This is a genomic window from Empedobacter falsenii, assembly GCF_019308355.1.
GTDB lineage: Bacteria > Bacteroidota > Bacteroidia > Flavobacteriales > Weeksellaceae > Empedobacter > Empedobacter falsenii_B.
Map to the genome: position 1 here is coordinate 18,371 of NZ_JAAGKM010000022.1, position 20,849 is coordinate 39,219.

The 20,849-nt window shown below is 32.7% G+C and carries 23 protein-coding genes and 3 tRNA genes; 5 read left to right on the forward strand and 21 right to left on the reverse strand.

Annotated features, from left to right (window positions below; all coding sequences use genetic code 11):
- Positions 1 to 5 precede the first annotated feature (5 nt).
- The 9 genes from G0Q09_RS09635 to guaA all read right to left on the reverse strand — a co-directional run bounded on the left by G0Q09_RS09635 (position 6) and on the right by guaA (position 5,143).
- Complete coding sequence (locus G0Q09_RS09635; protein ID WP_219034706.1) at positions 6 to 563, reverse strand: C40 family peptidase; 558 nt, start codon at positions 561 to 563, stop codon at positions 6 to 8.
- Between the two features lie 44 nt (positions 564 to 607).
- Entirely contained in the window at positions 608 to 1,150 is a 543-nt protein-coding gene (locus G0Q09_RS09640; RefSeq protein WP_038334626.1) for an RNA polymerase sigma factor, read from the reverse strand.
- A gap of 81 nt (positions 1,151 to 1,231) precedes the next feature.
- Positions 1,232 to 1,302, reverse strand: a tRNA-Gln gene (locus G0Q09_RS09645).
- Positions 1,303 to 1,341: 39 nt separating this feature from the next.
- A tRNA-Gln gene (locus tag G0Q09_RS09650) sits at positions 1,342 to 1,412 on the reverse strand.
- 92 nt (positions 1,413 to 1,504) lie between these two features.
- Positions 1,505 to 1,575 (reverse strand) — tRNA-Gln (locus G0Q09_RS09655).
- A gap of 145 nt (positions 1,576 to 1,720) precedes the next feature.
- A complete protein-coding gene (locus G0Q09_RS09660) occupies positions 1,721 to 2,671 on the reverse strand; it encodes a hypothetical protein (RefSeq protein WP_219034707.1) in 951 nt (316 codons plus the stop codon).
- Positions 2,672 to 2,677: 6 nt separating this feature from the next.
- Positions 2,678 to 2,893 (reverse strand): hypothetical protein, encoded by a 216-nt coding sequence (locus G0Q09_RS09665; RefSeq protein WP_219034708.1) that lies wholly within the window; start codon positions 2,891 to 2,893, stop codon positions 2,678 to 2,680.
- Positions 2,894 to 2,967: 74 nt separating this feature from the next.
- Positions 2,968 to 3,537, reverse strand: coding sequence for a xanthine phosphoribosyltransferase (gene xpt / locus G0Q09_RS09670; RefSeq protein WP_219034709.1), 570 nt, complete (start codon positions 3,535 to 3,537; stop codon positions 2,968 to 2,970).
- Positions 3,538 to 3,610: 73 nt separating this feature from the next.
- Positions 3,611 to 5,143: a glutamine-hydrolyzing GMP synthase gene (gene guaA / locus G0Q09_RS09675; RefSeq protein WP_125349033.1), complete on the reverse strand. Its 1,533-nt coding sequence runs from the start codon at positions 5,141 to 5,143 to the stop codon at positions 3,611 to 3,613.
- A gap of 168 nt (positions 5,144 to 5,311) precedes the next feature.
- Between guaA and G0Q09_RS09680 the strand changes: the two genes are divergently transcribed.
- A complete protein-coding gene (locus G0Q09_RS09680) occupies positions 5,312 to 6,067 on the forward strand; it encodes a glycerophosphodiester phosphodiesterase (protein ID WP_219034710.1) in 756 nt (251 codons plus the stop codon).
- Between the two features lie 33 nt (positions 6,068 to 6,100).
- Positions 6,101 to 6,583 carry an N-acetyltransferase gene (locus G0Q09_RS09685; protein WP_219034711.1) on the forward strand — a complete coding sequence of 161 codons (483 nt, stop codon included), beginning with the start codon at positions 6,101 to 6,103 and terminating at the stop codon, positions 6,581 to 6,583.
- 43 nt (positions 6,584 to 6,626) lie between these two features.
- On the opposite strand, the gene mtgA is transcribed toward G0Q09_RS09685, so the two are convergent.
- The 5 genes from mtgA to G0Q09_RS09710 all read right to left on the reverse strand — a co-directional run bounded on the left by mtgA (position 6,627) and on the right by G0Q09_RS09710 (position 10,162).
- Positions 6,627 to 7,298, reverse strand: coding sequence for a monofunctional biosynthetic peptidoglycan transglycosylase (gene mtgA / locus G0Q09_RS09690; RefSeq protein WP_219034712.1), 672 nt, complete (start codon positions 7,296 to 7,298; stop codon positions 6,627 to 6,629).
- Between the two features lie 93 nt (positions 7,299 to 7,391).
- Positions 7,392 to 7,907, reverse strand: a complete 516-nt coding sequence (locus G0Q09_RS09695; RefSeq protein WP_219034713.1) for a c-type cytochrome — start codon at positions 7,905 to 7,907, stop codon at positions 7,392 to 7,394.
- Between the two features lie 111 nt (positions 7,908 to 8,018).
- Positions 8,019 to 8,933, reverse strand: coding sequence for a 23S rRNA (adenine(1618)-N(6))-methyltransferase RlmF (gene rlmF, locus G0Q09_RS09700; RefSeq protein WP_038332349.1), 915 nt, complete (start codon positions 8,931 to 8,933; stop codon positions 8,019 to 8,021).
- A 67-nt stretch (positions 8,934 to 9,000) separates the two neighbouring features.
- The gene (locus G0Q09_RS09705; RefSeq protein WP_038332351.1) at positions 9,001 to 9,258 is read right to left on the reverse strand and encodes a chaperone modulator CbpM; all 258 of its coding nucleotides are present in this window, start codon (positions 9,256 to 9,258) and stop codon (positions 9,001 to 9,003) included.
- A gap of 4 nt (positions 9,259 to 9,262) precedes the next feature.
- A complete protein-coding gene (locus G0Q09_RS09710) occupies positions 9,263 to 10,162 on the reverse strand; it encodes a DnaJ C-terminal domain-containing protein (protein WP_114999547.1) in 900 nt (299 codons plus the stop codon).
- Between the two features lie 208 nt (positions 10,163 to 10,370).
- On the opposite strand from G0Q09_RS09710, the gene G0Q09_RS09715 reads away from it, so the two are divergent.
- The 3 genes from G0Q09_RS09715 to G0Q09_RS09725 are packed head-to-tail and all read left to right on the forward strand — an operon-like array spanning position 10,371 to position 11,974.
- Positions 10,371 to 11,315 (forward strand): ADP-ribosylglycohydrolase family protein, encoded by a 945-nt coding sequence (locus tag G0Q09_RS09715; protein ID WP_219034714.1) that lies wholly within the window; start codon positions 10,371 to 10,373, stop codon positions 11,313 to 11,315.
- 51 nt (positions 11,316 to 11,366) lie between these two features.
- Positions 11,367 to 11,588 (forward strand): VF530 family protein, encoded by a 222-nt coding sequence (locus G0Q09_RS09720; RefSeq protein ID WP_038332359.1) that lies wholly within the window; start codon positions 11,367 to 11,369, stop codon positions 11,586 to 11,588.
- The gene (locus G0Q09_RS09725; protein ID WP_219034715.1) at positions 11,588 to 11,974 is read left to right on the forward strand and encodes a hypothetical protein; all 387 of its coding nucleotides are present in this window, start codon (positions 11,588 to 11,590) and stop codon (positions 11,972 to 11,974) included. Before G0Q09_RS09720 ends, G0Q09_RS09725 begins: the two co-directional genes overlap by 1 nt.
- A gap of 55 nt (positions 11,975 to 12,029) precedes the next feature.
- Here the strand turns inward: G0Q09_RS09725 and purD are convergent, their stop codons facing one another.
- The 7 genes from purD to purF form a co-directional block, all read right to left on the reverse strand.
- Positions 12,030 to 13,283, reverse strand: coding sequence for a phosphoribosylamine--glycine ligase (purD, locus tag G0Q09_RS09730; RefSeq protein WP_219034716.1), 1,254 nt, complete (start codon positions 13,281 to 13,283; stop codon positions 12,030 to 12,032).
- 120 nt (positions 13,284 to 13,403) lie between these two features.
- Complete coding sequence (gene purH, locus G0Q09_RS09735) at positions 13,404 to 14,915, reverse strand: bifunctional phosphoribosylaminoimidazolecarboxamide formyltransferase/IMP cyclohydrolase (RefSeq protein ID WP_219034717.1); 1,512 nt, start codon at positions 14,913 to 14,915, stop codon at positions 13,404 to 13,406.
- Between the two features lie 89 nt (positions 14,916 to 15,004).
- Positions 15,005 to 15,565: a phosphoribosylglycinamide formyltransferase gene (gene purN / locus G0Q09_RS09740; protein ID WP_219034718.1), complete on the reverse strand. Its 561-nt coding sequence runs from the start codon at positions 15,563 to 15,565 to the stop codon at positions 15,005 to 15,007.
- Between the two features lie 159 nt (positions 15,566 to 15,724).
- Entirely contained in the window at positions 15,725 to 16,225 is a 501-nt protein-coding gene (locus G0Q09_RS09745) for an FKBP-type peptidyl-prolyl cis-trans isomerase (protein WP_219034719.1), read from the reverse strand.
- A gap of 129 nt (positions 16,226 to 16,354) precedes the next feature.
- A complete protein-coding gene (locus G0Q09_RS09750) occupies positions 16,355 to 18,034 on the reverse strand; it encodes a DEAD/DEAH box helicase (RefSeq protein ID WP_219034720.1) in 1,680 nt (559 codons plus the stop codon).
- A gap of 260 nt (positions 18,035 to 18,294) precedes the next feature.
- Positions 18,295 to 19,287, reverse strand: coding sequence for a phosphoribosylformylglycinamidine cyclo-ligase (gene purM / locus G0Q09_RS09755; RefSeq protein WP_219034721.1), 993 nt, complete (start codon positions 19,285 to 19,287; stop codon positions 18,295 to 18,297).
- 53 nt (positions 19,288 to 19,340) lie between these two features.
- Positions 19,341 to 20,846, reverse strand: coding sequence for an amidophosphoribosyltransferase (gene purF, locus G0Q09_RS09760; RefSeq protein ID WP_125349020.1), 1,506 nt, complete (start codon positions 20,844 to 20,846; stop codon positions 19,341 to 19,343).
- Positions 20,847 to 20,849 lie beyond the last annotated feature (3 nt).

Here is a 20,849-nt window from a genome sequence, read left to right on the forward strand (position 1 = left end):
TCAAGTTATAAAAGTCTAACCGCTTTTACAAATCTAGTTTTCCAATAATTTTCATCAAGGGAAGAAATGATGACACCTTTCGAAGTTGAAGAATGTACAAAACTGATTGATCCGTCATGATTAATACTTTCTACAATACCTACATGAGAGATTGAATTTCCTGAAGTATTAAAAAATATTAAATCACCTATTTTAACATTTTCGATTGTAATTTCTTTTCCATATTCAGCTTGATCACTCGAACGACGAGGCAATTCTAAATTCATTTCCTTGAAACTTACATAAACCAGTCCCGAACAATCTAAACCTGTTTTCGTAACTCCACCATATTTGTAAGGTGTTCCTAAGTAAGATTTTGCCGTTTTTAGAATTTTATTTATATCACGAGGCGCACTATCATCAGCATTTTTAGAACGAAAAACCTCTGTAGATTCGTTTTTTTTGGAAGAAGTATAAACTTTTTTAGAACCAGTTTTCTTATACGAAGTTACTTTACTACTTCCACAAGACGTCAAGAATAAACTTGCGATAATAATTGTTGTAAGGTATATGTGCTTCTTCATTTTCGATCCAGTTTTCTTCAACAAATTTTCAACGAATAAATTTACTAAATATTATCTTGCATCACCTCTGTTAACAATTGTTTGGCTCTTAAAAGACGAACTTTAACATTTGGTAAGGTCAAATTGAGTTCTTCAGCAATCTCTTTGTATGTTTTATCTTCGATATAACGCAATTCTATAATTTTTTGATAAGGTTCTCTCAATTTTGCAATAGCTTTTATCAGCGTGTCATTATCTTGTTTTAAAATCAAATGTTCTTCTGGCGAAGGATGATCTTCTAAAATTTCTAAAAAATTGGTTTCATCATCAAGAGAAATATTCAGTTTTGGAGATCTTCTGATATGATCAATCATCGTATTATGTGCGATAGAAATTACCCAAGTCGTAAAGTCAAAATCTTCGTTATATAATTTCAATTTTGTAAAAACCTTCGTAAACGTTTCTATAGCGATATCTTCGGCTTCTTCTTCGTTTCTAATCTTAGAAAATACATAATGATAAACTTTGTTCCACAAAACCTCTATCACTGCGTTCTGAGCATTTCGTTTCCCTTTTTTAGCTTCTAAAATTATGTCCTCTAATGTCATTTACTAAATCAATTATGATAAATATAACAAAATATATAGTATAAAAAAAGCTTCAATAAAAATATTGAAGCTTAAAATCTGTAGACCCACAGGGATTCGAACCCCAACTAGCGGCACCAAAAACCGATGTGCTACCGTTACACCATGGGTCTGTCCATGATTATTATGTTAAAATTGAAAAGAAAAAATTGTAGACCCACAGGGATTCGAACCCCAACTAGCGGCACCAAAAACCGATGTGCTACCGTTACACCATGGGTCTGACTAAATTTTATTTCAATTTTTGCAACTTTTCTCTTAACTAGGTTAGATAAAAATGCCTCAACAATTGCTTATCGAGGCATAAGACTTTTGTAGACCCACAGGGATTCGAACCCCAACTAGCGGCACCAAAAACCGATGTGCTACCGTTACACCATGGGTCTATGTCTTAATTGCTGTGCAAATATAGAAAGGTTTTTTAATTCACCAAAACTAATTTTACAAGTTTTTAGCTAAAACAGACGTTTTATGTGATAAGCTATTGAAAATGAATTTTAAAAAATGATTAAATTTTTTACATTTTTTTTATCAAAGCTTCATACGGATGATTTCGTTCTTGAATTTACGTTTCAAATCTTGCCCACAATCAAAAATCATTTGCTCATTTGATGGAAATGGAGCTGGTCTTCTACCAATCATATTTATATAATCTCGATCCAAAGAACGTCGATCACCTTTGTAAGTTCCGTAAGAATCTCTAAAAATAAACTGACTTGCTAAATTTTTAGAATCGATGGCTTGCTCTTTTTGATTATCGATCAAATAATATTTTGCCGTAATTGCAGCTTCCTTGATGCGTTGTACTTCTTCAAAACGACTTTTTACTGTAATATAACGATCTACCATCACGGGTTTTCCGTCTTTATCTTTTACCACTACTCCATTTTGCACCAATTCTTCTTTACCATCAACAATTTTTTTCTCAAAATTATGCACCTCAATTTTTTCTCGTTCAGGTGAAACATTTATCGTCTCAAAACTTAATTGAATTACATAATCATAAGAACTATTTAATTTTCCCGTGTAAAATTCAGTCCAATTAGAATCCAATCCATACGAATTAAAATCTAACAAATCTTTCTCTAATAGTTTAGGAATAACAACTTCTGTGTTGTTCACCAATTGCACCAAAACTTTATACATTCCGTTTGTACGAGCCGTATTCATCAAACTACGAGTATCTTTATAATTTGAATAAACACTTTCTAAAACTTGAAACTTTTGATAAGCCGTTTGTGCATTCAGTTTTCCTCCTTGATTTAGAAAAGATTTTCCTTCATCGTACAAAAATTGCGCATACTTTTCTTGAATCGTTTTATAAGCTACTGAATAATCTTTTGTTTTGAAATTATACGTTTTCCCGCTAATCGATCTTCCATCAATTCCAGCAATCGTTTTTTGTCTTTCTTGCAAACGATTAATAATTTGATACGCTTCCTGATATTTAGAAGGATTAGTCAACGTTTCGATTTGTTTCAATCTATTTTAATCTTCTTGCTGTCCTTTGTTATAAGCTTCAAAAATTAATGGAACATATTTGATTCCATTTTTCTCCGATGGATTTTTGAAATAAGCTTGCGTAGATTGTTCAAAAGCTTGCTGAAAATTACCAGAAACCAATGCTGAATTCGCCGATTTGTACGAATTACAATTTGTAAAGAATAGTAAAGAGAGCGTTAAGGCAAGTAATTTTATTTTCATATTATCAAGGTAAGTTTTTTGTTTTTTAAAAGTAAAAAGAAAGCCAATATAAATTGGCTTTTGGTTGATATTTTTTATTCTTCAAAAATAATTGAGTTGTCTCCCAAAGATTTTAATCTTACTAAAGATTCAACTCTGATATTTTCATTCAATAAGCGATCGCGTCCTTCTTGAAATGATTTCTCAATTATAAAGCCCATTCCCAAAAGGTTTGCGCCAGATTGTTTAATCAAATTTTCAACACCCAACGCTGCATTTCCATTCGCTAAAAAATCATCAATAAAAATAACATGATCATTTTCATTCAAAAATTGACTACTTACGCAAACATCGTACGTTCGGTCTTTCGTGAATGAATACACTTGCGACGCATAAAAATCTGTCATTGTTTTAGGCTTTGCTTTCTTCACAAAAACAACAGGCAAATTCAATTCTAATCCAACCATAATCGCTGGAGCAATGCCGCTTGCTTCGATTGTAATGATTTTATTAATGTTTAAATCCGAAAATCGCTGGACAAATTCCGACGCAATTGCTTTCATCAGAACAGGATCCATTTGGTGGTTGATAAAACTATCAACTTTTAGAATTCCACCATCGAAACTTTTTCCATCCTTCAGAATTCTTTCTTTTAAAAGTTCCATTTAATATTTAGTTTTTTAAAGTTTACATAGAAAAAAAGCCAGCACATTGGCTGGCTTTGATATATTTTTCAGCTTATTCCCACTCGATAGTTGCTGGTGGTTTTGAGCTGATATCGTAAGCTACACGGTTAATTCCTTTTACCTCATTGATAATTCTATTCGAAACTAATTCTAAGAATTCGTAAGGTAATTTTGACCACGTTGCTGTCATAAAATCGATCGTATTTGCAGAACGAACAACCGCCGTATATTCGTACGTACGCTCGTCTCCCATTACTCCAACAGATTTTACAGGTAATAAAACCACGAAAGCTTGAGAAACTTCGTCGTATAAATTATGTGCATAAAGCTCGTCAATAAAAATTTGATCTGCTTCTTGTAAAATACGTACTTTTTCTTCGTCTACTTCACCTAAAACACGGATTCCTAAACCTGGTCCTGGGAAAGGATGGCGGTAAACTAATTCACGAGGAATACCTAATTCTACTCCAACTTTACGTACTTCATCTTTGAATAATTCGCGTAATGGTTCTAATAATTGAAGTTTCATATCTTCTGGTAATCCACCAACATTGTGGTGAGATTTAATAGTTGCAGAAGGTCCTTTTACCGATTGCGATTCGATTACATCAGGATAAATAGTTCCTTGTGCTAAGAATGCTGCATCTTCAAATTTATTTGATTCTTCATCAAAAACAGCCACGAAATCTTTACCAATTGATTTACGTTTTGCTTCTGGTTCATCGATACCTTTCAAGTTTGTTAAGAAACGTTCTGAAGCATCTACCATTTTAATGTTCATGTTGAAGTGTTTTCCGTAATTTTCCATTACTTTTTTTCCTTCATCTTTTCTCAATAAACCAGTATCAACAAAAATACACGTTAATTGATCGCCAATTGCACGATGAATTAAAACCGCTGCAACAGAAGAATCAACACCTCCTGAAAGTCCTAAAATCACTTTTTTATCACCAACTACTTCTTTTATACGAGCAATTTCTGTTTCGATAAAATCTTTTAAAACCCAATTCTTTTCAGCCTGACAAATATTGAAAACAAAGTTTTCTAACATTGTTGAACCATATTCTGAATGTGTAACTTCTGGGTGAAATTGTACCGCAAAAATCTTTTTATCTTCGTTTGCGATTGCCGCAATATCTATATTTGATTTTCCTGAAATTGTAAATCCTATTGGCGCTGTCATCACTTCATCGAAGTGACTCATCCAAACTGTAGATTGTTCTGGAACTCCTGCGAATAAACTGTTTTGAGCTAAAACTGTTAATTCAGATTTTCCATATTCTCCTTTTTCTCCTTTCTTAACTTCTCCACCTAATAAATGCGAAATCAATTGCATTCCGTAGCAAATTCCTAAAACAGGAACGCCCATTTCGAATAATTCTTTTTCTACCAAAGCGGCTTCATCTCCAAAAACTGAAGAAGGTCCTCCTGATAAAATAATTCCTTTTGGATTGTGTTTTTTGATTTCTTCGATCGAAGTGTTGTAGGGAATAATTTCTGTATAAACTCCAAATTCTCGAATTCGGCGCGCGATTAATTGATTGTATTGCGAGCCAAAATCTAAAATAATAATTCCTTGCGTCATTGTGTTTGTCTTTGTGCAAAATTAAGTGAAATTCGGCGCAATCACAATTTTATTCACGTCATTTTTCATTCTTTTGGGCAGATTTTTATAGTTTTCCAAGAACTTAATATTTTCATAACTTTAAAACCGATTAATCGAAATAATTTTACCTTGAAAAAACAATTCATCATGAAAAAAATTATATTTACTGCCTTAACAACCTTTATGCTTACAAACATGGCAAATGCTCAAAAAATTATTGCTCATCGTGGTTATTGGGACACCGAAAACAACGCAAAAAATTCGATTAAATCATTAAAATCTGCACAAGAAATTGGTGCTTATGGTTCTGAATTTGATGTATTAATTAGTGCTGATGATGTTTTGATGGTGAATCATGATGATCATTACCAAGGTCATACAATCGAAACTACAAATTCTTCTCTTTTAAAAACGTTGAAATTAGCTAACAACGAAAATATGCCAACTTTAGAAGAATATTTTGAACAAGGAAAAAAGAATAAGAATGTCAAATTAATTTTCGAATTAAAACCTCACTCATCAAAAGAAAATGAAGATCGTGCAGTAAAAAAAGCGATTGAAATCATCAAAAAACATAAAGTAGAAAAACAAGTTGAAATCATTTCATTTAGTAAAAATATTTGTGATGAATTTAAGAAATTAGCACCAAAATTTCACGTTTCTTATTTAGCCGGAGATTTGTCTCCTCAAGAAGTAAAAGAGAGAAATTGGAATGGAATTGATTATCATTACAGCATTTTTCAGAAAAATCCTACTTGGGTGAAAGAAGCAAAAGATTTGGGCTTATTGGTTAATGTTTGGACAGTTAACGACCCAAAAGTGATGCAAGAAATGATTGATATGAAAGCTGATTATATTACAACTGATAAACCTTTGATTTTAAAAGAAATTTTGACTAAATAAATTAGTATATTTAGCGGAATAAGAAATCATTTTATGTCTCAACTTAACTCATTCGAAATCTATTCATTTACAACATTAAACCAAATTCATAAAGACTATATTTTTAAAATTTGGAACAACGAATATCCTATTAATTTGGCTTTTGAGAGTTTACAGGACACCGAAAATTATTTGAATAGTTTGATTGAAGCGAAACATTTTTTTGCTGTAGATGAAAACAATCAAATGCGAGCTTGGGCGGTTATTTTTGAAAGAGATTATGAAAAATGGTTTGCAATAATTGTGGATAGCGAGTTGCATCAAATTGGTTTAGGACGTAAAATTCTTAATCGATTAAAAACATTTTCGACAGAACTAAATGGTTGGGTAATCGACCACGAAAAAGATACAAAAGCGAATGGAGAGCCTTATCGTTCTCCTTTGGCTTTTTACATAAAAAATGATTTCAAATTACTTCCTGAAATCCGTTTGGAATTGGATAAAATTTCTGCGGTTAAAATTAATTGGAGAGAGTAATAAAAATAAAAAAAGAGAAGCTTATTAACTTCTCTTTTCTATTTTATTCTCCTAAAACCTTTTCCAAATCAGTGCTTCCTTGTATATTTCGCATTTGTCGCTCAATATGATTGGCGCGTCTACTGATAAAAGACGAAGGCGGATTCACATTATATTTTCGTGGCAAAGGCAAAGCTGCTGCAATTCGAGCCGCTTCATTTTTAGTTAAATCTTTAGCTGGTTTATTAAAATAATATTCTGAAGCTGCTTCAACTCCAAAAACACCAATTCCCATTTCTGAAGTGTTCAAATACATTTCTAAAATACGTTGTTTGCCCCAAATTTTTTCGATCATAAACGTAAAATAAACTTCCAATCCTTTTCTCAACCAAGAACGACCTTGCCACAAAAACACATTTTTCGCTACTTGTTGAGAAATCGTAGAACCTCCACGAAGTTTTTTACCTTCTTTATTTTTTTCGATCGCTTCCTGTATTCCATCCATATCAAATCCATTGTGTACAGGAAACTTTTGATCTTCGGAACCAATTACAGCCAATTTTATATTTCGTCCCATTTCGTCATAGGAAATATAATCGCGCTTAAATTTTCCTTGTTCAAAACCTTGCTGAACTTGCGTAATCGTGAACGGCGGATTAATCCACTTTAACACAACAATGTATACAAGATGAGCTACAAAAAGATAAAGTACAACCTTACGAATAAATTTAAACATTTTATTTCTTTAAATTATGAAAGCAAAGTTATACGATTTATTGAATTTTGAAAATAAAAAAAGCTCCAAAAATGGAGCTTATATTTCTATTCTTTATTTTTTCTCAACTTTCGTTGAACCAGATGCCGGAGCTAATTTTTCTTTTGCAACATCTTTCACGTTTTTTAACTCAGCGTTTACAGGCTCAATCAATGATTTTGTAGGACTTTCATTTCCTCTGTGACACATTACACATGTTACAACATTGATCATTTCAGGATTTTTTGCATTTTCCCAATTGAAATTTTTCGCGTTAATATCACGTGTCATTACAATCATATGACGTGCAAATTCCTTTTCTTTTTTTGCATCACTTGCAAAATCCATCTTTTTCGTATCTGGATTTTCGGCGTGGCAAAAATTACATTTCACTCCTAAAGCAGCGTTGTATCCGCGCATCAAACCTTTCAAACTATCTTCCGAAATGTTTTGTGGTAACACTTTTAGATTTTTCCATTCTGAACTTGAAATTGCTTTTCCTGTGTCAATTTGACGAGAAGTCGTAAACGAAAAAATACTAAACATCAACGCTACAACTACCAAAGAAACCATTATTCTATTTGTTTTCATTTGTAATAATTTTGTTTATAAAAGGTAAAACAAATCTTAAACTGAATAAACCCTTCAGAAAAATTTGGAATAATTTTAAATAAAACCTTTAATGAATTAAAAATAAATCAATTAAAATCTCCAAACTAGTAAACGCGAAATTTTATTCCCTTGTTGCATATTTACAATTCGGTAATCTCTTACTTTTTCACGTTTCAAAATACCTTCCAAAATTCGAACATTTTCTTTCTTAGAAACCAATGTTGTAAACCATTTTACTTGATGTTTATAATCCGCACTTTCTTTTATCATTTTCGTGATAAACAGACGCTCTCCTCCTCTACACCAAAGCTCAGAATTATTCCCACCAAAGTTTTGAATTGGTTTTTGATCAGATTTTTGACCTAAGTTTTTCAGTTTACGCATTGTTTGCTCCATCACTTCTTGATTCGATCTAAAAAATGGAGGATTACAAATTGTAATATCAAATTTTTCGCCTTGTTTGATGATTTTTTTGAAAATATTGTTTGGATTAAATTGCATTCTAATCTCAACTTTGTTACGTAATCGAGCATTTTTCTTGACAATTTCTTCCGCATTTTTGAAAGAAGCATAATCCAACTCTGCGCCAACAAAGTTCCAGTCGTATTCGTAATTTCCAATAATCGGATAAATACAATTCGCTCCAACACCAACATCCAAGACTTTTACATCTTTTCCACGCGGAATTACACCATCAAAACTTTCACCCAAAATATCGGCAACATAATGAATATAATCGGCGCGACCAGGAATTGGTGGACACAAATTATCTTTTGGCAATTCCCAATAATCAATATCATAATATGTTTTCAACAACGCTTTATTCAACGCTTTTACAGCTTCTCTATCCGAGAAATTAATCGTTGGTTCGTTCTCTTTATTGGGTTTGATATATTTGGAAAGTGGGGAATAAATCGCACACAATTTTTCGAAATTATAAGGCGCTAAATGACGATTGCGCGAATGTAATTTTTTTAATTTACTCTTCTTTTCGGGAGTATTCATACAAAAATATTTATGCAAAAATAAGACAACCTTTGCAGTTTTCTGCAAAGGTTGTTTTTGAATTCGTTTATTTTAATTGTTTTTGTAGCGTTTCGATTTGTTTCAAAAGATGATGAATCACTTCTAAACCTTCTATATTAACGCCCAAATTATAATGAAATTCAATAAATCGTTCGATTAATTTCAAATCATTTTCTTCGATAAAATATTCTTGGTTACGCTCGTGCAAAACAACCAAATCATTTTTGTACAAATCAATCACAAATTGAGGTTCAATCTGATGATATTTACTAAACTGAATAACAGATATCGTTATATTTTTCATGGTTTTAAGCTTTTTTAAGTGAACGTAATTTCTCGAATAATTCTTTTTCTTCTGCTGATAAATTAGTTGGAGTTTTTACTGAAAATGTCACATACAAATCTCCAAATTGATCATCTTTCTTATAAATTGGTAAACCTTTTCCTTTCAATTTAACCTTTTTATTATTCTCTGTTCCTTCTTTTATTGGAACTTTCACTTTTCCAGAAAGTGTATCAATCATCGCTTCTCCACCCAAAATTGCATCGTATAAGTCGATTTCAACAATTGTAGATAAATCTGCTCCATTAACTTCAAAAGACGTATTATTTTCGATATGAAACGTGATATACAAATCTCCATTTGGACCATTGTTATAACCTTTTCCACCGTGACCTTTTATCTTAATCGTTTGCCCATCTTCTACTCCAGCTGGAATTGTAATTCGTATATTTTTACCATTCACAGCAAAAGTTTGTTTATGCGAAGTCAATGTATCTGTCAAATTTAGTGTCAAACTGGCATTAACATCTTGCCCTTTATAACCTGTTGATCTACTCCTTCCTTCGCGTCCAAACATCGAACTGAAAAAATCTGAATAGCCATCAAAATCACCAAAACCTTCAGCTCCATCAAAATCGCTATTACTATATTGATATTGTTGCTGTTGTTGTTGCTGACGAGCTTTTTCATATTCTTCACCATGTTGCCAATTTTCTCCATATTTATCGTATTTTTTACGTTTTTCTGGATCGCTCAACACTTCGTTTGCTTCATTTAATTCTTTAAATTTCTGTGCAGCTTCATCGTTATTTGGATTAAGATCGGGATGATACTTACGTGCCAATTTCCGATAAGCTTTTTTTATCTCATCTTGTGATGCGGTCTTTTGCAGACCTAATGTTGTATAATAATCTATAAAAGCCATAGTAATAATAAGTTTGTGTGGTAATTTAATCAAAATCAGTTCCAATTTTTTCAAAACTGACAATACGACTTATTCTTTTTTATCTATTTTAAACCTTTTAATATTTTATCCGAAAAAGATAAATTTATTATGATTAATTCATAAATTTTCAAAAATAATTTGGATATATTCAAAAAAATCAATTATTTTTCATTTATAAAAGAAAGTTATGAATAGAAAAAATTTTTCGAAAAATATATTAATTGGATCGGCGGTTGGTGACGCATTAGGAGTTCCAGTTGAGTTTAAAAGTAGGCAATATTTACAACAAAATCCTGTCACAGATATGATGGGTTATGGAACATACAATATGCCTCCTGGCACTTTTTCTGACGATAGTTCGATGATGTTTTGCTTGGCTGAATCGTTGTGTAATGGTTATAATGTGAATGATATTGCAGAAAAATTTCAGATGTGGATGCACGAAGGTTATTGGACGGCTGACGGAGAAGTCTTTGATGTTGGAATTTCTACACGAAAAGCAATAAATCGTTTACGAGTTGTAAAAAATCCAATTGAGGCTGGTTCTACATCCGAATCTGATAATGGAAATGGATCGTTAATGCGTATTCTTCCTTTAGCAATTTTCACGAAAGAATTATCGATTGATGAACGCTGTGAAATCGTCAAAGAAGTTTCTTCTATCACGCATGCGCACAATCGTTCTGTTTTGGCGTGTATTTATTATATTGAATTTGCGTTGAACGTTTTAGATGCCGAAAATCTAGAAGAAGCTTATCTGAACACAAATTTTTGGTTAAAATTATTCTTAGAAGAAAATGAAATTTATAAAAATGAATTTACATATTTCGAACGAATTTTAAGTGGAAAACTAATTGATTTAAAAGAAGATGAAATTAAATCAACTGGTTATGTCATGGATAGTTTAGAAGCTTCTATTTGGTGTTTGCTACATACAAGTTCGTATAAAGATTGTGTTTTGAAAGCGGTGAATTTAGGACATGATACCGATACAATTGCTTGTATTGCTGGTGGAATTGCAGGGATTTATTATGATGCAGAAACAATTCCGACCAATTGGATTGAGCAATTAGCGCGAGTGAATGATATTTTACATTTAGCAGAACAATTGGAAGAAAAATATGAATTTTAGAAAGCTTGAACTATTCTAAATTCACCAAAAACATTTTCGTAAATTTGCAAAATGGAAAGTCAAAAAAATAATCCATTACACGGAAAACGTTTAGACGATATTATCGAAGAATTAGTAATTTATTACGGCGGTTGGGAAGGCTTGGGAAATCAAATTAACATCAGATGTTTTAATGATAATCCAAGTTTGAAATCATCGTTGAAATTTCTTCGAAAAACAGATTGGGCACGTGCAAAAGTAGAAGAATTGTACATTAAGAAAATTGCAAAATAATGAGTGCAACTATTCTTGAAGAAAAGATTTTTATTGATTCTGAGCTCTTAACCAATATCGAAGAAGAAAGTCAGGTTATTATACATTGTTGTATGGCGGCAGATGAATATGCAAATGCTGCACGTATTTGGCCTTCTACTTTTATTATTGATAATCAATCAGGAAAACGTTGTCAATTGGTTTTTGCGGACGGAATTACAATGTATCCAAATTGGACGTATATCGAAGAAGGTTCGTCTCTTAATTTCACTTTAATTTTTAATGGTTTGCCAAAAAGTTGTCAATCATTTGATTTAGTCGAAATTATTCCACAAGCTGGAGGATTTGAATATCGAAAAATAAATCGAAATAAAAGCGATGTTTATCACGTCGAATTTTCAGAATAAATTAAAAAATGCGTTTCAAATGAAACGCATTTTTTAATAATATAAACTGTATTTTTTATTGAATTACTCCAATATCATTTCGATAATATTCGTAATCAAAATGTGCTTTTTTGATGTTTTCGTAGGCAGTTACACGTGCTTCTTCTAATGTATTTCCTAATCCAACTATGTTAATTACGCGTCCACCAGAAGTAACAATTTGTTCACCTGATAATTTTGCACCAGCAATAAAATTAGGACAAGTTATATTTTCTAAACCACGAATCTCAAAACCTTTGTCGTAATTTCCTGGATATCCTCCCGAAACCATCACCACACAACACGCATGTTGATTTTTGAAAGTCAAGTCAAAATCTTCTCCTTTGATTGCTTTATTTACAACCTCAGCCAAATCATTTTCTAACAAAGGTAAAGTTGTTTGCGTTTCTGGATCGCCCATTCTTAGGTTATATTCCAACAAATAAACACCTTTTGTTGTAATCATCAATCCAAAGAAAATAACACCAGCAAACTCTAATCTTTCCTTAATTAAACCACATTTTGTTGGCTCCATAATTTCTTCTTCGAACATTTTGAAATGCTCGTCTGTAAACAATGGATTTGGAGCGATAACGCCCATTCCACCAGTATTCAAACCAGTTTCACCTTCACCAATCTTCTTGTGATCTTTTGCCGAAACAAATGGAACGATTTTTTTCCCGTTAAAGAAAGACAAAATAGAAGCTTCAAAACCTTCTAAATATTCTTCGATAACCACTTCGTTTCCTGCATCACCAAAGGTTTTATCTTCCATAATTTCTAAAACAGCTTGTTTAGCTTCTTCAAAATCTTGGCAGATAATCACTCCTTTTCCAGCCGCTAAACCAGAGGCTTTCACTACAATTGGATACTCTTGTGTTTTCAAATAATCAATCGCCAACATTGGTCCTTGAAAATTCTTATATTTTGCTGTTTTCACACCGTATTTATCCATAAAATCCTTCGCAAAAGCTTTAGAAGCTTCCAATTGCGCAGCAGCTTTATGAGGTCCGAAAACAATTAAATTCTCTTTTTGAAAAATATCCACAATACCTTCTGCTAATTCAGCTTCTGGTCCTACAAAAGTTAAATCGATTTGATTTTCTTTCGCGAAATTTTTCATTTCTTCAATCGAAGAAGCCGAAACATTTGTTCCGATTTGAGCTGTTCCTGCATTTCCTGGAATAAAGAATAATTCTACTTCTTGACCTTTTTGTTTGAAGTCTTCAGCAAATTTCCATCCGATTGCGTGTTCACGACCACCTGAACCGATTACTAATATTTTTGTCATTTGTTTTAATCTTTTAATAAAAAATGAATAATGATAAACGAAAATTCTATTCTCGATACATTTTCTACGAAAACACTCGAATTGACGAATTTTCAAACTAGCATATTAACTAATTATTTATTAGTGCATAAAATGTCTCATTCCTGTGAAAACCATCGGAATTTCGCGTTCATTACAAGCATCGATAGATTCTTGATCTTTGATTGATCCTCCTGGTTGAATAATTGCTTTAATTCCATTTTCTGCTGCAAAATCAGCTACATCACGGAAAGGGAAAAATGCATCTGAAGCTAAAACTAAATCTTCTTCCACTTTTTCTTTTGCACGTGCAATCGCTTGTTGAGCTGCCCAAATGCGGTTTGTTTGACCACCTCCAATTCCGTAAGCTTGACCATTTGTCGCTACAACAATCGCGTTAGATTTTACCCATTTTACAATTTTTTGAGCAAAAACTAAATCCATCATTTGACGATCAGTCGGTTGAGCTTCTGTTACAACTTTAAAATCTGTTGAAAACTGATTATCTGTAGACTGAACAATTAATCCTCCATCAACTTTTACATAAGTTACTTTATCCGAAACAGGATTCTTCACTTTGATGATTCGTAAATTTTTCTTTTGTTTAAAAATTTCAAACGCTTCTTCTGTAAATGAAGGCGCAATCACAATTTCTAAGAAAATTTTATTTAATTCAACTGCAGTTTTTCCATCAACTTCTCTATTGAAAGCGATGATTCCACCGAAAATTGACATTGGATCACATTCATACGCTTTTTCATAAGCTTCTAAAACATTATCTCCAATCGCCACTCCACAAGGTGTTGAATGTTTCACTGCACAACAAGTTGTTTCCTCAAATTCTGAAACCACTTTATAAGCCAAATCCATATCACGAATATTATTGAAAGAAAGTTCTTTTCCTTGTAAATATTCGAAATCTTTCATTGCACCATTTTTTGTTTTATCAACATAATAAGCCGCTTTTTGATGTGGATTTTCTCCGTAACGTAAATCCATCACTTTCTCGTAAGAAGACTCTAAAAATTGAGGGAAATCTTCACCTAAAATGTAAGTAGAAATCGCCGCATCGTAAGCAGAAGTTAAGTTGAACACTTTACCAGCACATAATTTACGCGTTTCGATAGAAGTTGAACCATTCTCACGAATTTCATTCATTACTACTTCATAATCATTCACATCTGTCACAACTGTTACATCATAAAAATTCTTTGCAGAAGAACGTAACATTGATGGTCCACCGATGTCAATAAATTCAATCATTTCAGCTTCAGAAAGACCTGTGTTCATCTTTTCGAAGAATGGATAAAGATTTACAATAACAATATCGATTGGGTTAATTCCGTGTTCTGCAATTGTTGCCATATGGTTTTCGTCCGAACGACGCGCCATAATACCACCATGAATTGCAGGATGTAAAGATTTTACGCGACCATCCAAAATCTCAGGAAAACCAGTTACATCTTTTACTTCTGTAACTTCGATTCCGTTGTCTTGTAAATGTTTGAATGTTCCTCCAGTTGATAAGATTTTGTAGTCTTGTTCAACCAAGAATTTTGCAAATTCTAACAAGTTCGACTTGTCCGAAACACTGATTAGCGCTTGTTTTTGCATTGTGTTTAGTTTTTAAAGTTTATTGTTTGTTTACTATTTTATTGGAAATGAAAAACCTCAATGTACAAGACATTGAGGCATTCTATATTTTATGCTTCGCTGATTTGCTTGATTGCCTTGATGTAGATTTCACTTTCTACCTCAGCAACTTTACGCTGTAAATCTGCTACTTCATCACCTTCTTCGATCTCAAAAGTTCCTTGACAAATGATTTGCCCTTCATCTACACCAGCCGTCACAAAATGTACGGTTGCTCCTGATGTTTTTTCGCCAGCTTCTAAAACTGCTTTGTGAACTTTTGCGCCATACATTCCTTTTCCACCAAATTTTGGTAATAATGCAGGATGAATATTAATCATTTTCGAGCCCCATTTCGAGGTAAATTCTGGAGATAATATGGTTAAAAAACCTGCCAAAACAATTAAGTCGATTTCTTCTCCTTCTAAATTATGTTCAGCATCTTCCGAAAAAGTTTTTCGGTCTAAGACATACGTTCGGATATCTTTATCCAACGATCGTTCTATTGCATAACAGTCTCGGTCTGCCATTACCATCGAAATCTCGACATTTGGTAACGTTCCGTCTTCAACTGCATCAATAATATTTTGAAGATTTGTTCCGCCACCGGAAACAAATACAGCTATTTTCATGTTTGTTTGTAAGTAATCTTGTTTGTTTTACAAAGATAAGATTTTAGTTGATGCAAGTCGAAAAATATAACGTGGATTTAATCTATTTATTAATGATTTATTCACAATTAAAAACAAGAAAGGCTATCTCAAATTGAAATAGCCTTTTGAAAATATTTTTTAGTGCCCTTGAGTTCCGTCAACTCCATGTGCGTGTCCGTGAGATAATTCTTCCTCAGTTGCTGGACGAACATTAAGAATTTCAACTTCAAATTCTAATGTTTTTCCTGCCATTGGAGGATTCAAATCTGCAATTACAGCCTCTTCTGTCACTTCTACAACTGAAGCACGGAATTGATTTCCTGCATCATCAGTCAAAGGTAAAATTGCTCCAACTGGTGGCAATCCAGATTCTTTGAACATATCTAAAGGTAATTGAGCAACAGCTTCTTCTACTCTTTCACCGTATCCTTCTGCTGGAGTAATTACGAATGATTTTTTATCACCAATTGTTAATTCTTTTAATTCTTCTTCAAATTTTGGAATCATCATTCCAGCTCCAAATAAAAAAGTTAATGGCTCTTCTGCATTTGATTGTTCTACAAATACTTTTTCACCATTCGCTTCGATGGTATGTAATGAGTAGTTTACTGAAACTACATTATTGTTTTCTATTGACATAAATTGTAAATTATGGATGCTTTTAAAAAGCGTTCATTTTTAATACTTATCTTTTAACAACAACTATTCCTTTCGAATAATTTGACCAATTTTGTCAGTTATTTAGATTTTTGAACTGACAATTTTTATTTAATCTATAAAAAGTAATGCTTTTTTGATGTCTTCATAACCAATTTCACCATTGAAATAATCATAAATTGGTTTTAAAACTTTATTCTCTTCAAATTCGATTTCACTATACGCTAATCGAACTTTATCAATAATTTTATCAGAAGGTTTAAATTTTGAATAATCCAAATCAGGCTCACTTTCTTTGATTTTACCAATATGATCGACAATTGCTGAAGTAGTTAAACCTCTTTTCTCTGCGATTTGATCTAAAGACAAACCTTCTTTCACATATTCTAATGTAATTTCGTAAGTCGATTTCTTTTGTCCTTTTTCTTTGGTTTTATTCTTTTCGATATTTTTTGCAATTTGTTTTTTATCCAAAGTTCCACCAGAATATCGGATAAAAGCAGCCCAAGAGTTTTGCAATTCTTTTTCATCTAGAAACTCATCCATTTCATTCGATAAAACCTGAAAACGTCTATCAGCCTTCATTGCAAGTGAATCAATTTCTAAAGCCGTTTGATTAAGACCATGTAACATCAACGAATTTAAATCTCGTAAACGTGAAAGTGCAACATACCCTTGTCCTTTTTCGAACGCTTTTGATAAATCAATAAACGCAGAATCTAACGTCATTCCTTGTGATTTATGAATCGTAATCGCCCAAGCCAAACGCAACGGAACTTGTGTAAATGAAGCCAATGCTTTTCCGCTTTCGTCCTCTATTGCCCACGTTTCTGGTTTTGCAATGTAAAATTCTCCATCTAATGTTTTGATAATTGGCTCGTCTTTTTCAGTATACCCCGAAACATTTCCAAGCGTTCCGTTTACAAAACCAACTTCGAAATTGTTACGAACAAACATCACTTTCGCTCCTATCTTCAATTCTAAAACTTCTTCTGCTAAAACAGATTTTTTAAGAACCTCAACCAAAGCTGGATTTCCCGCAACTTTTGCTTCAAATGTTTTGGAAGATGAATCAATATTAATCAATTGACCTTTATTAATTCGGTCCACATCCATATTATGTGTATACAAACGAGTTTGTGAATCTATTTCATCTGGAAAATATTCGATTCGAGTTTCTAATAAATCAACTGTTTTTTGCGAAATATTCCCCGAACGAATTTCATTCAAAATATCATTCAATGCATTATTTGTTTGACGATATTGCTCTGTCAAATAACAAATATGCACTTTTGCTTGAACCCAAGCATCGGACATAAAACAGAATTTATCTTTCGATTCTTCCCACTCTTCACCAATCGGCGGTAACTGGAAAAAATCACCCGAAAAAATTACTTGAACACCTCCAAAAGGTTCATCGTTTTGTTTGAAAAACTTCAAAACATAATCAACCGCATCCAACTGATTTCGGTGCAGCATCGAGATTTCATCAATAATTAAGACTTTTACTTTGTCCATTTTATCTCGGAAATATTTCTTGTCGCGAAGCGAAGCCAAATATCGATCAGAAACATAATCTTTTATTCCAATTCCAGCCCAAGAATGTATCGTTTGACCATTCATGTGCGTCGCAGCAATTCCCGTAGAAGCCGTTATAGCAACAGGAACGCCATGTTGTTTAAGATATTGAATGTATTGATTTAACACATAAGTTTTTCCGGCACCCGCAGAACCTGTTAAAAATACATTTCGACCAGATTTTAGAATTGCCAAAGCCTTTGATTGTTGCATAACTTATGAGTGAATTTGGAGTTTTTTGAATGAAATGCAAAGATACGAAGATTGAATGAGGTGAGGAAATGCTTAATAAATTAAAAAAAAGAAAATGAATTAACTTTAAAAGCTATTGTATTTTAATTAAGCTTTTTTATTTAAGAAAAAAACTACAAAATTTTATAACAAGGATCAATCTTAATCAAAAACAAATAATCCCAAAAAATAAAAAAACCGGATAAGAAATCTTATCCGGCTTTTTTAAACTATTTAATCTACTATTTCAATATAATTTTGTCAGCACCTTCTTGAATTTCTCCAATCAACGCACTTCCATCAATAATATTCAATACTTTTTCAGCATCAGTTTGGTCAACGATGACAACCATTCCAATACCCATATTAAATGTTCCAAACATTTCGTTTTCTGCAATTCCTCCGCGTTTAGCTAATTCTTGCATCACTGTTGGTACATTTATTTTTGCTTTTTCTATTACAGCAGTTAATCCGTCATTTATAATACGAGGAACATTCTCGATTAATCCACCTCCTGTAATATGAGCAATTCCAGACATTTCGATTCCAGCATCTTTGATTTTGAAAATATCATTTTGATATAATTTTGTTGGAACTAATAATGTTTCGAACAAAGGTTTACCTTCAAATTCTTCGTTAAAATCTGGGAAAACTTTACGAACCAAAGAGAATCCATTCGAATGGAAACCACTTGATGGTAACGCAATAATTACTTGTCCAGCTTTTATTTTAGAACCATCGATAATTTCATCTCGTTCTACTACTCCAACACAAAATCCAGCAACATCATAATCACCAACTTGGTACATTCCTGGCATTTCTGCTGTTTCTCCACCAATTAATGCTGTTCCAGTTTCTTTACACGCTTGTGCAATTCCACCTACAATTTCTGCTGCGATATCAGAATCTAATTTTCCACAAGCTAAATAATCTAAGAAAAATAATGGTTTTGCTCCATGACACAAAATATCATTTGCACACATCGCGAAACAATCAATCCCAACTGTATCGTAAACTTTAGAATCTAAAGCCACACGTAGTTTAGTTCCTACACCATCGGTTCCTGATACCAAAACAGGATTTTTGTAACCTCCTAATTGGTAAAATGCACCAAAACTTCCAATTCCATTCAACACGTTTGAATTGTGTGTTGCTGCAACTGCATCTTTAATTTTCGATACCGTTTGATAACCTTCTTCCTTATCTACTCCGGCTTGTTTATATGTATTGCTCATTTTAATTATGATTTAGTTTTTCGAAATACGAGATTCGAAATTCGTATAACTTATTAATCTATATGCAAAGGTTTCACCTCTTTACATTCTTCATTAGAATAATTTACGGGATATTTTTCTGTAAAACATCCAAAACAATGTTCTTTACTTCCTAATAAATCAATCAGATTATCAACTGTTAAGAAATCTAACGAATCGACATTCAAATAATCTTCAACCTCTTTAATTGATTTATTTCCTGAAATTAAATCTGCTTTAGAAGGCATATCAATTCCTAAATAACAAGGCGCAATAATTGGAGGCGAAGCAGAACGGAAATGGATTTCTTTTGCTCCTGCTTCTTTTAAGATTTTGATTAAAAGTTTCGAAGTTGTTCCACGTACAATCGAATCATCTAAAACAACCAAACGTTTTCCTTTGATTTTATTTTTGATGGGATTCAATTTTAAGTTGACCACACGTTCACGCATTTCTTGTGAAGGAACGATAAACGAACGCGACATATAACGATTCTTAATCAAAATTGGTTCGTAAGGAATACCCGAAGCTTCTGAATAACCAATTGCAGACGGGATCCCAGAATCTGGAACACCAATTACAATATCGGCAGCAACAGGAGATTGTTCGTATAATTTTCGACCAGATTCTACACGTAAATCGTAGATTTCATTTCCTTCGATATTCGAGTCAGGACGTGCAAAATAAATGTACTCAAAAGCACAAATATTACGCTGCGTTGGTTGATTTAATGAATAAGATTTCAAACCTTGTTCATTTACAACAATCAATTCACCTGGCTCTACATCACGGATAAATTCAGCTCCGACAGCGTCTAATGCACATGTTTCTGAACAGAAAACATAGGCATCGTCCAATTTTCCTAAACATAAAGGACGAATACCATTTGGATCGCGAAAAGCTGCCATTTGATTATTCGCTAATAACAAAACCGAATAAGCTCCTTTTACCTTTTCTGTACCTTTCTGTATAGCTTCTACAATATCTAAATGCGAATATTTTTGAATAGAACGTAATAAAACCTCCGTATCCGAAGTTGCTAAAAATGGTAAACCTTCTGCTTCTAATTCAGCTCTCAATGCTTCAACTTCAATTAAATTTCCGTTATGAGCAATAGAGAAATGAGGTTTTCCATAAATATTGTACGTGTAAAGTGGCTGAATGTTACGACGACTTCCACCTCCAGCAGTTGTGTAGCGTGTATGTCCAATCGCAGCATTTCCTTGGTATTCTTCAATCTCGGCTTCCATTGTTTTGAAAACGTCTAATACCAATCCTGTTTTTTTCACCGTTTTAATGTTTCCATCTTTCAAGAAAGAAACACCACACGCTTCCTGTCCACGGTGTTGAAGCGCAAATAAACCAAACTGTGCAATAGAATATGTGTTGATATTATTTGGCGAATAAACCCCAAAAACACCACATTCTTCGTTTACACTATCCACAGTATCGGCTGCATATTTTTTTAATAAATTTCTTTCGTAGAAATTCGTTAAATATTCAGCTTTTAATTGGCTTTTATGTAATTTTTTATCAATCATTAT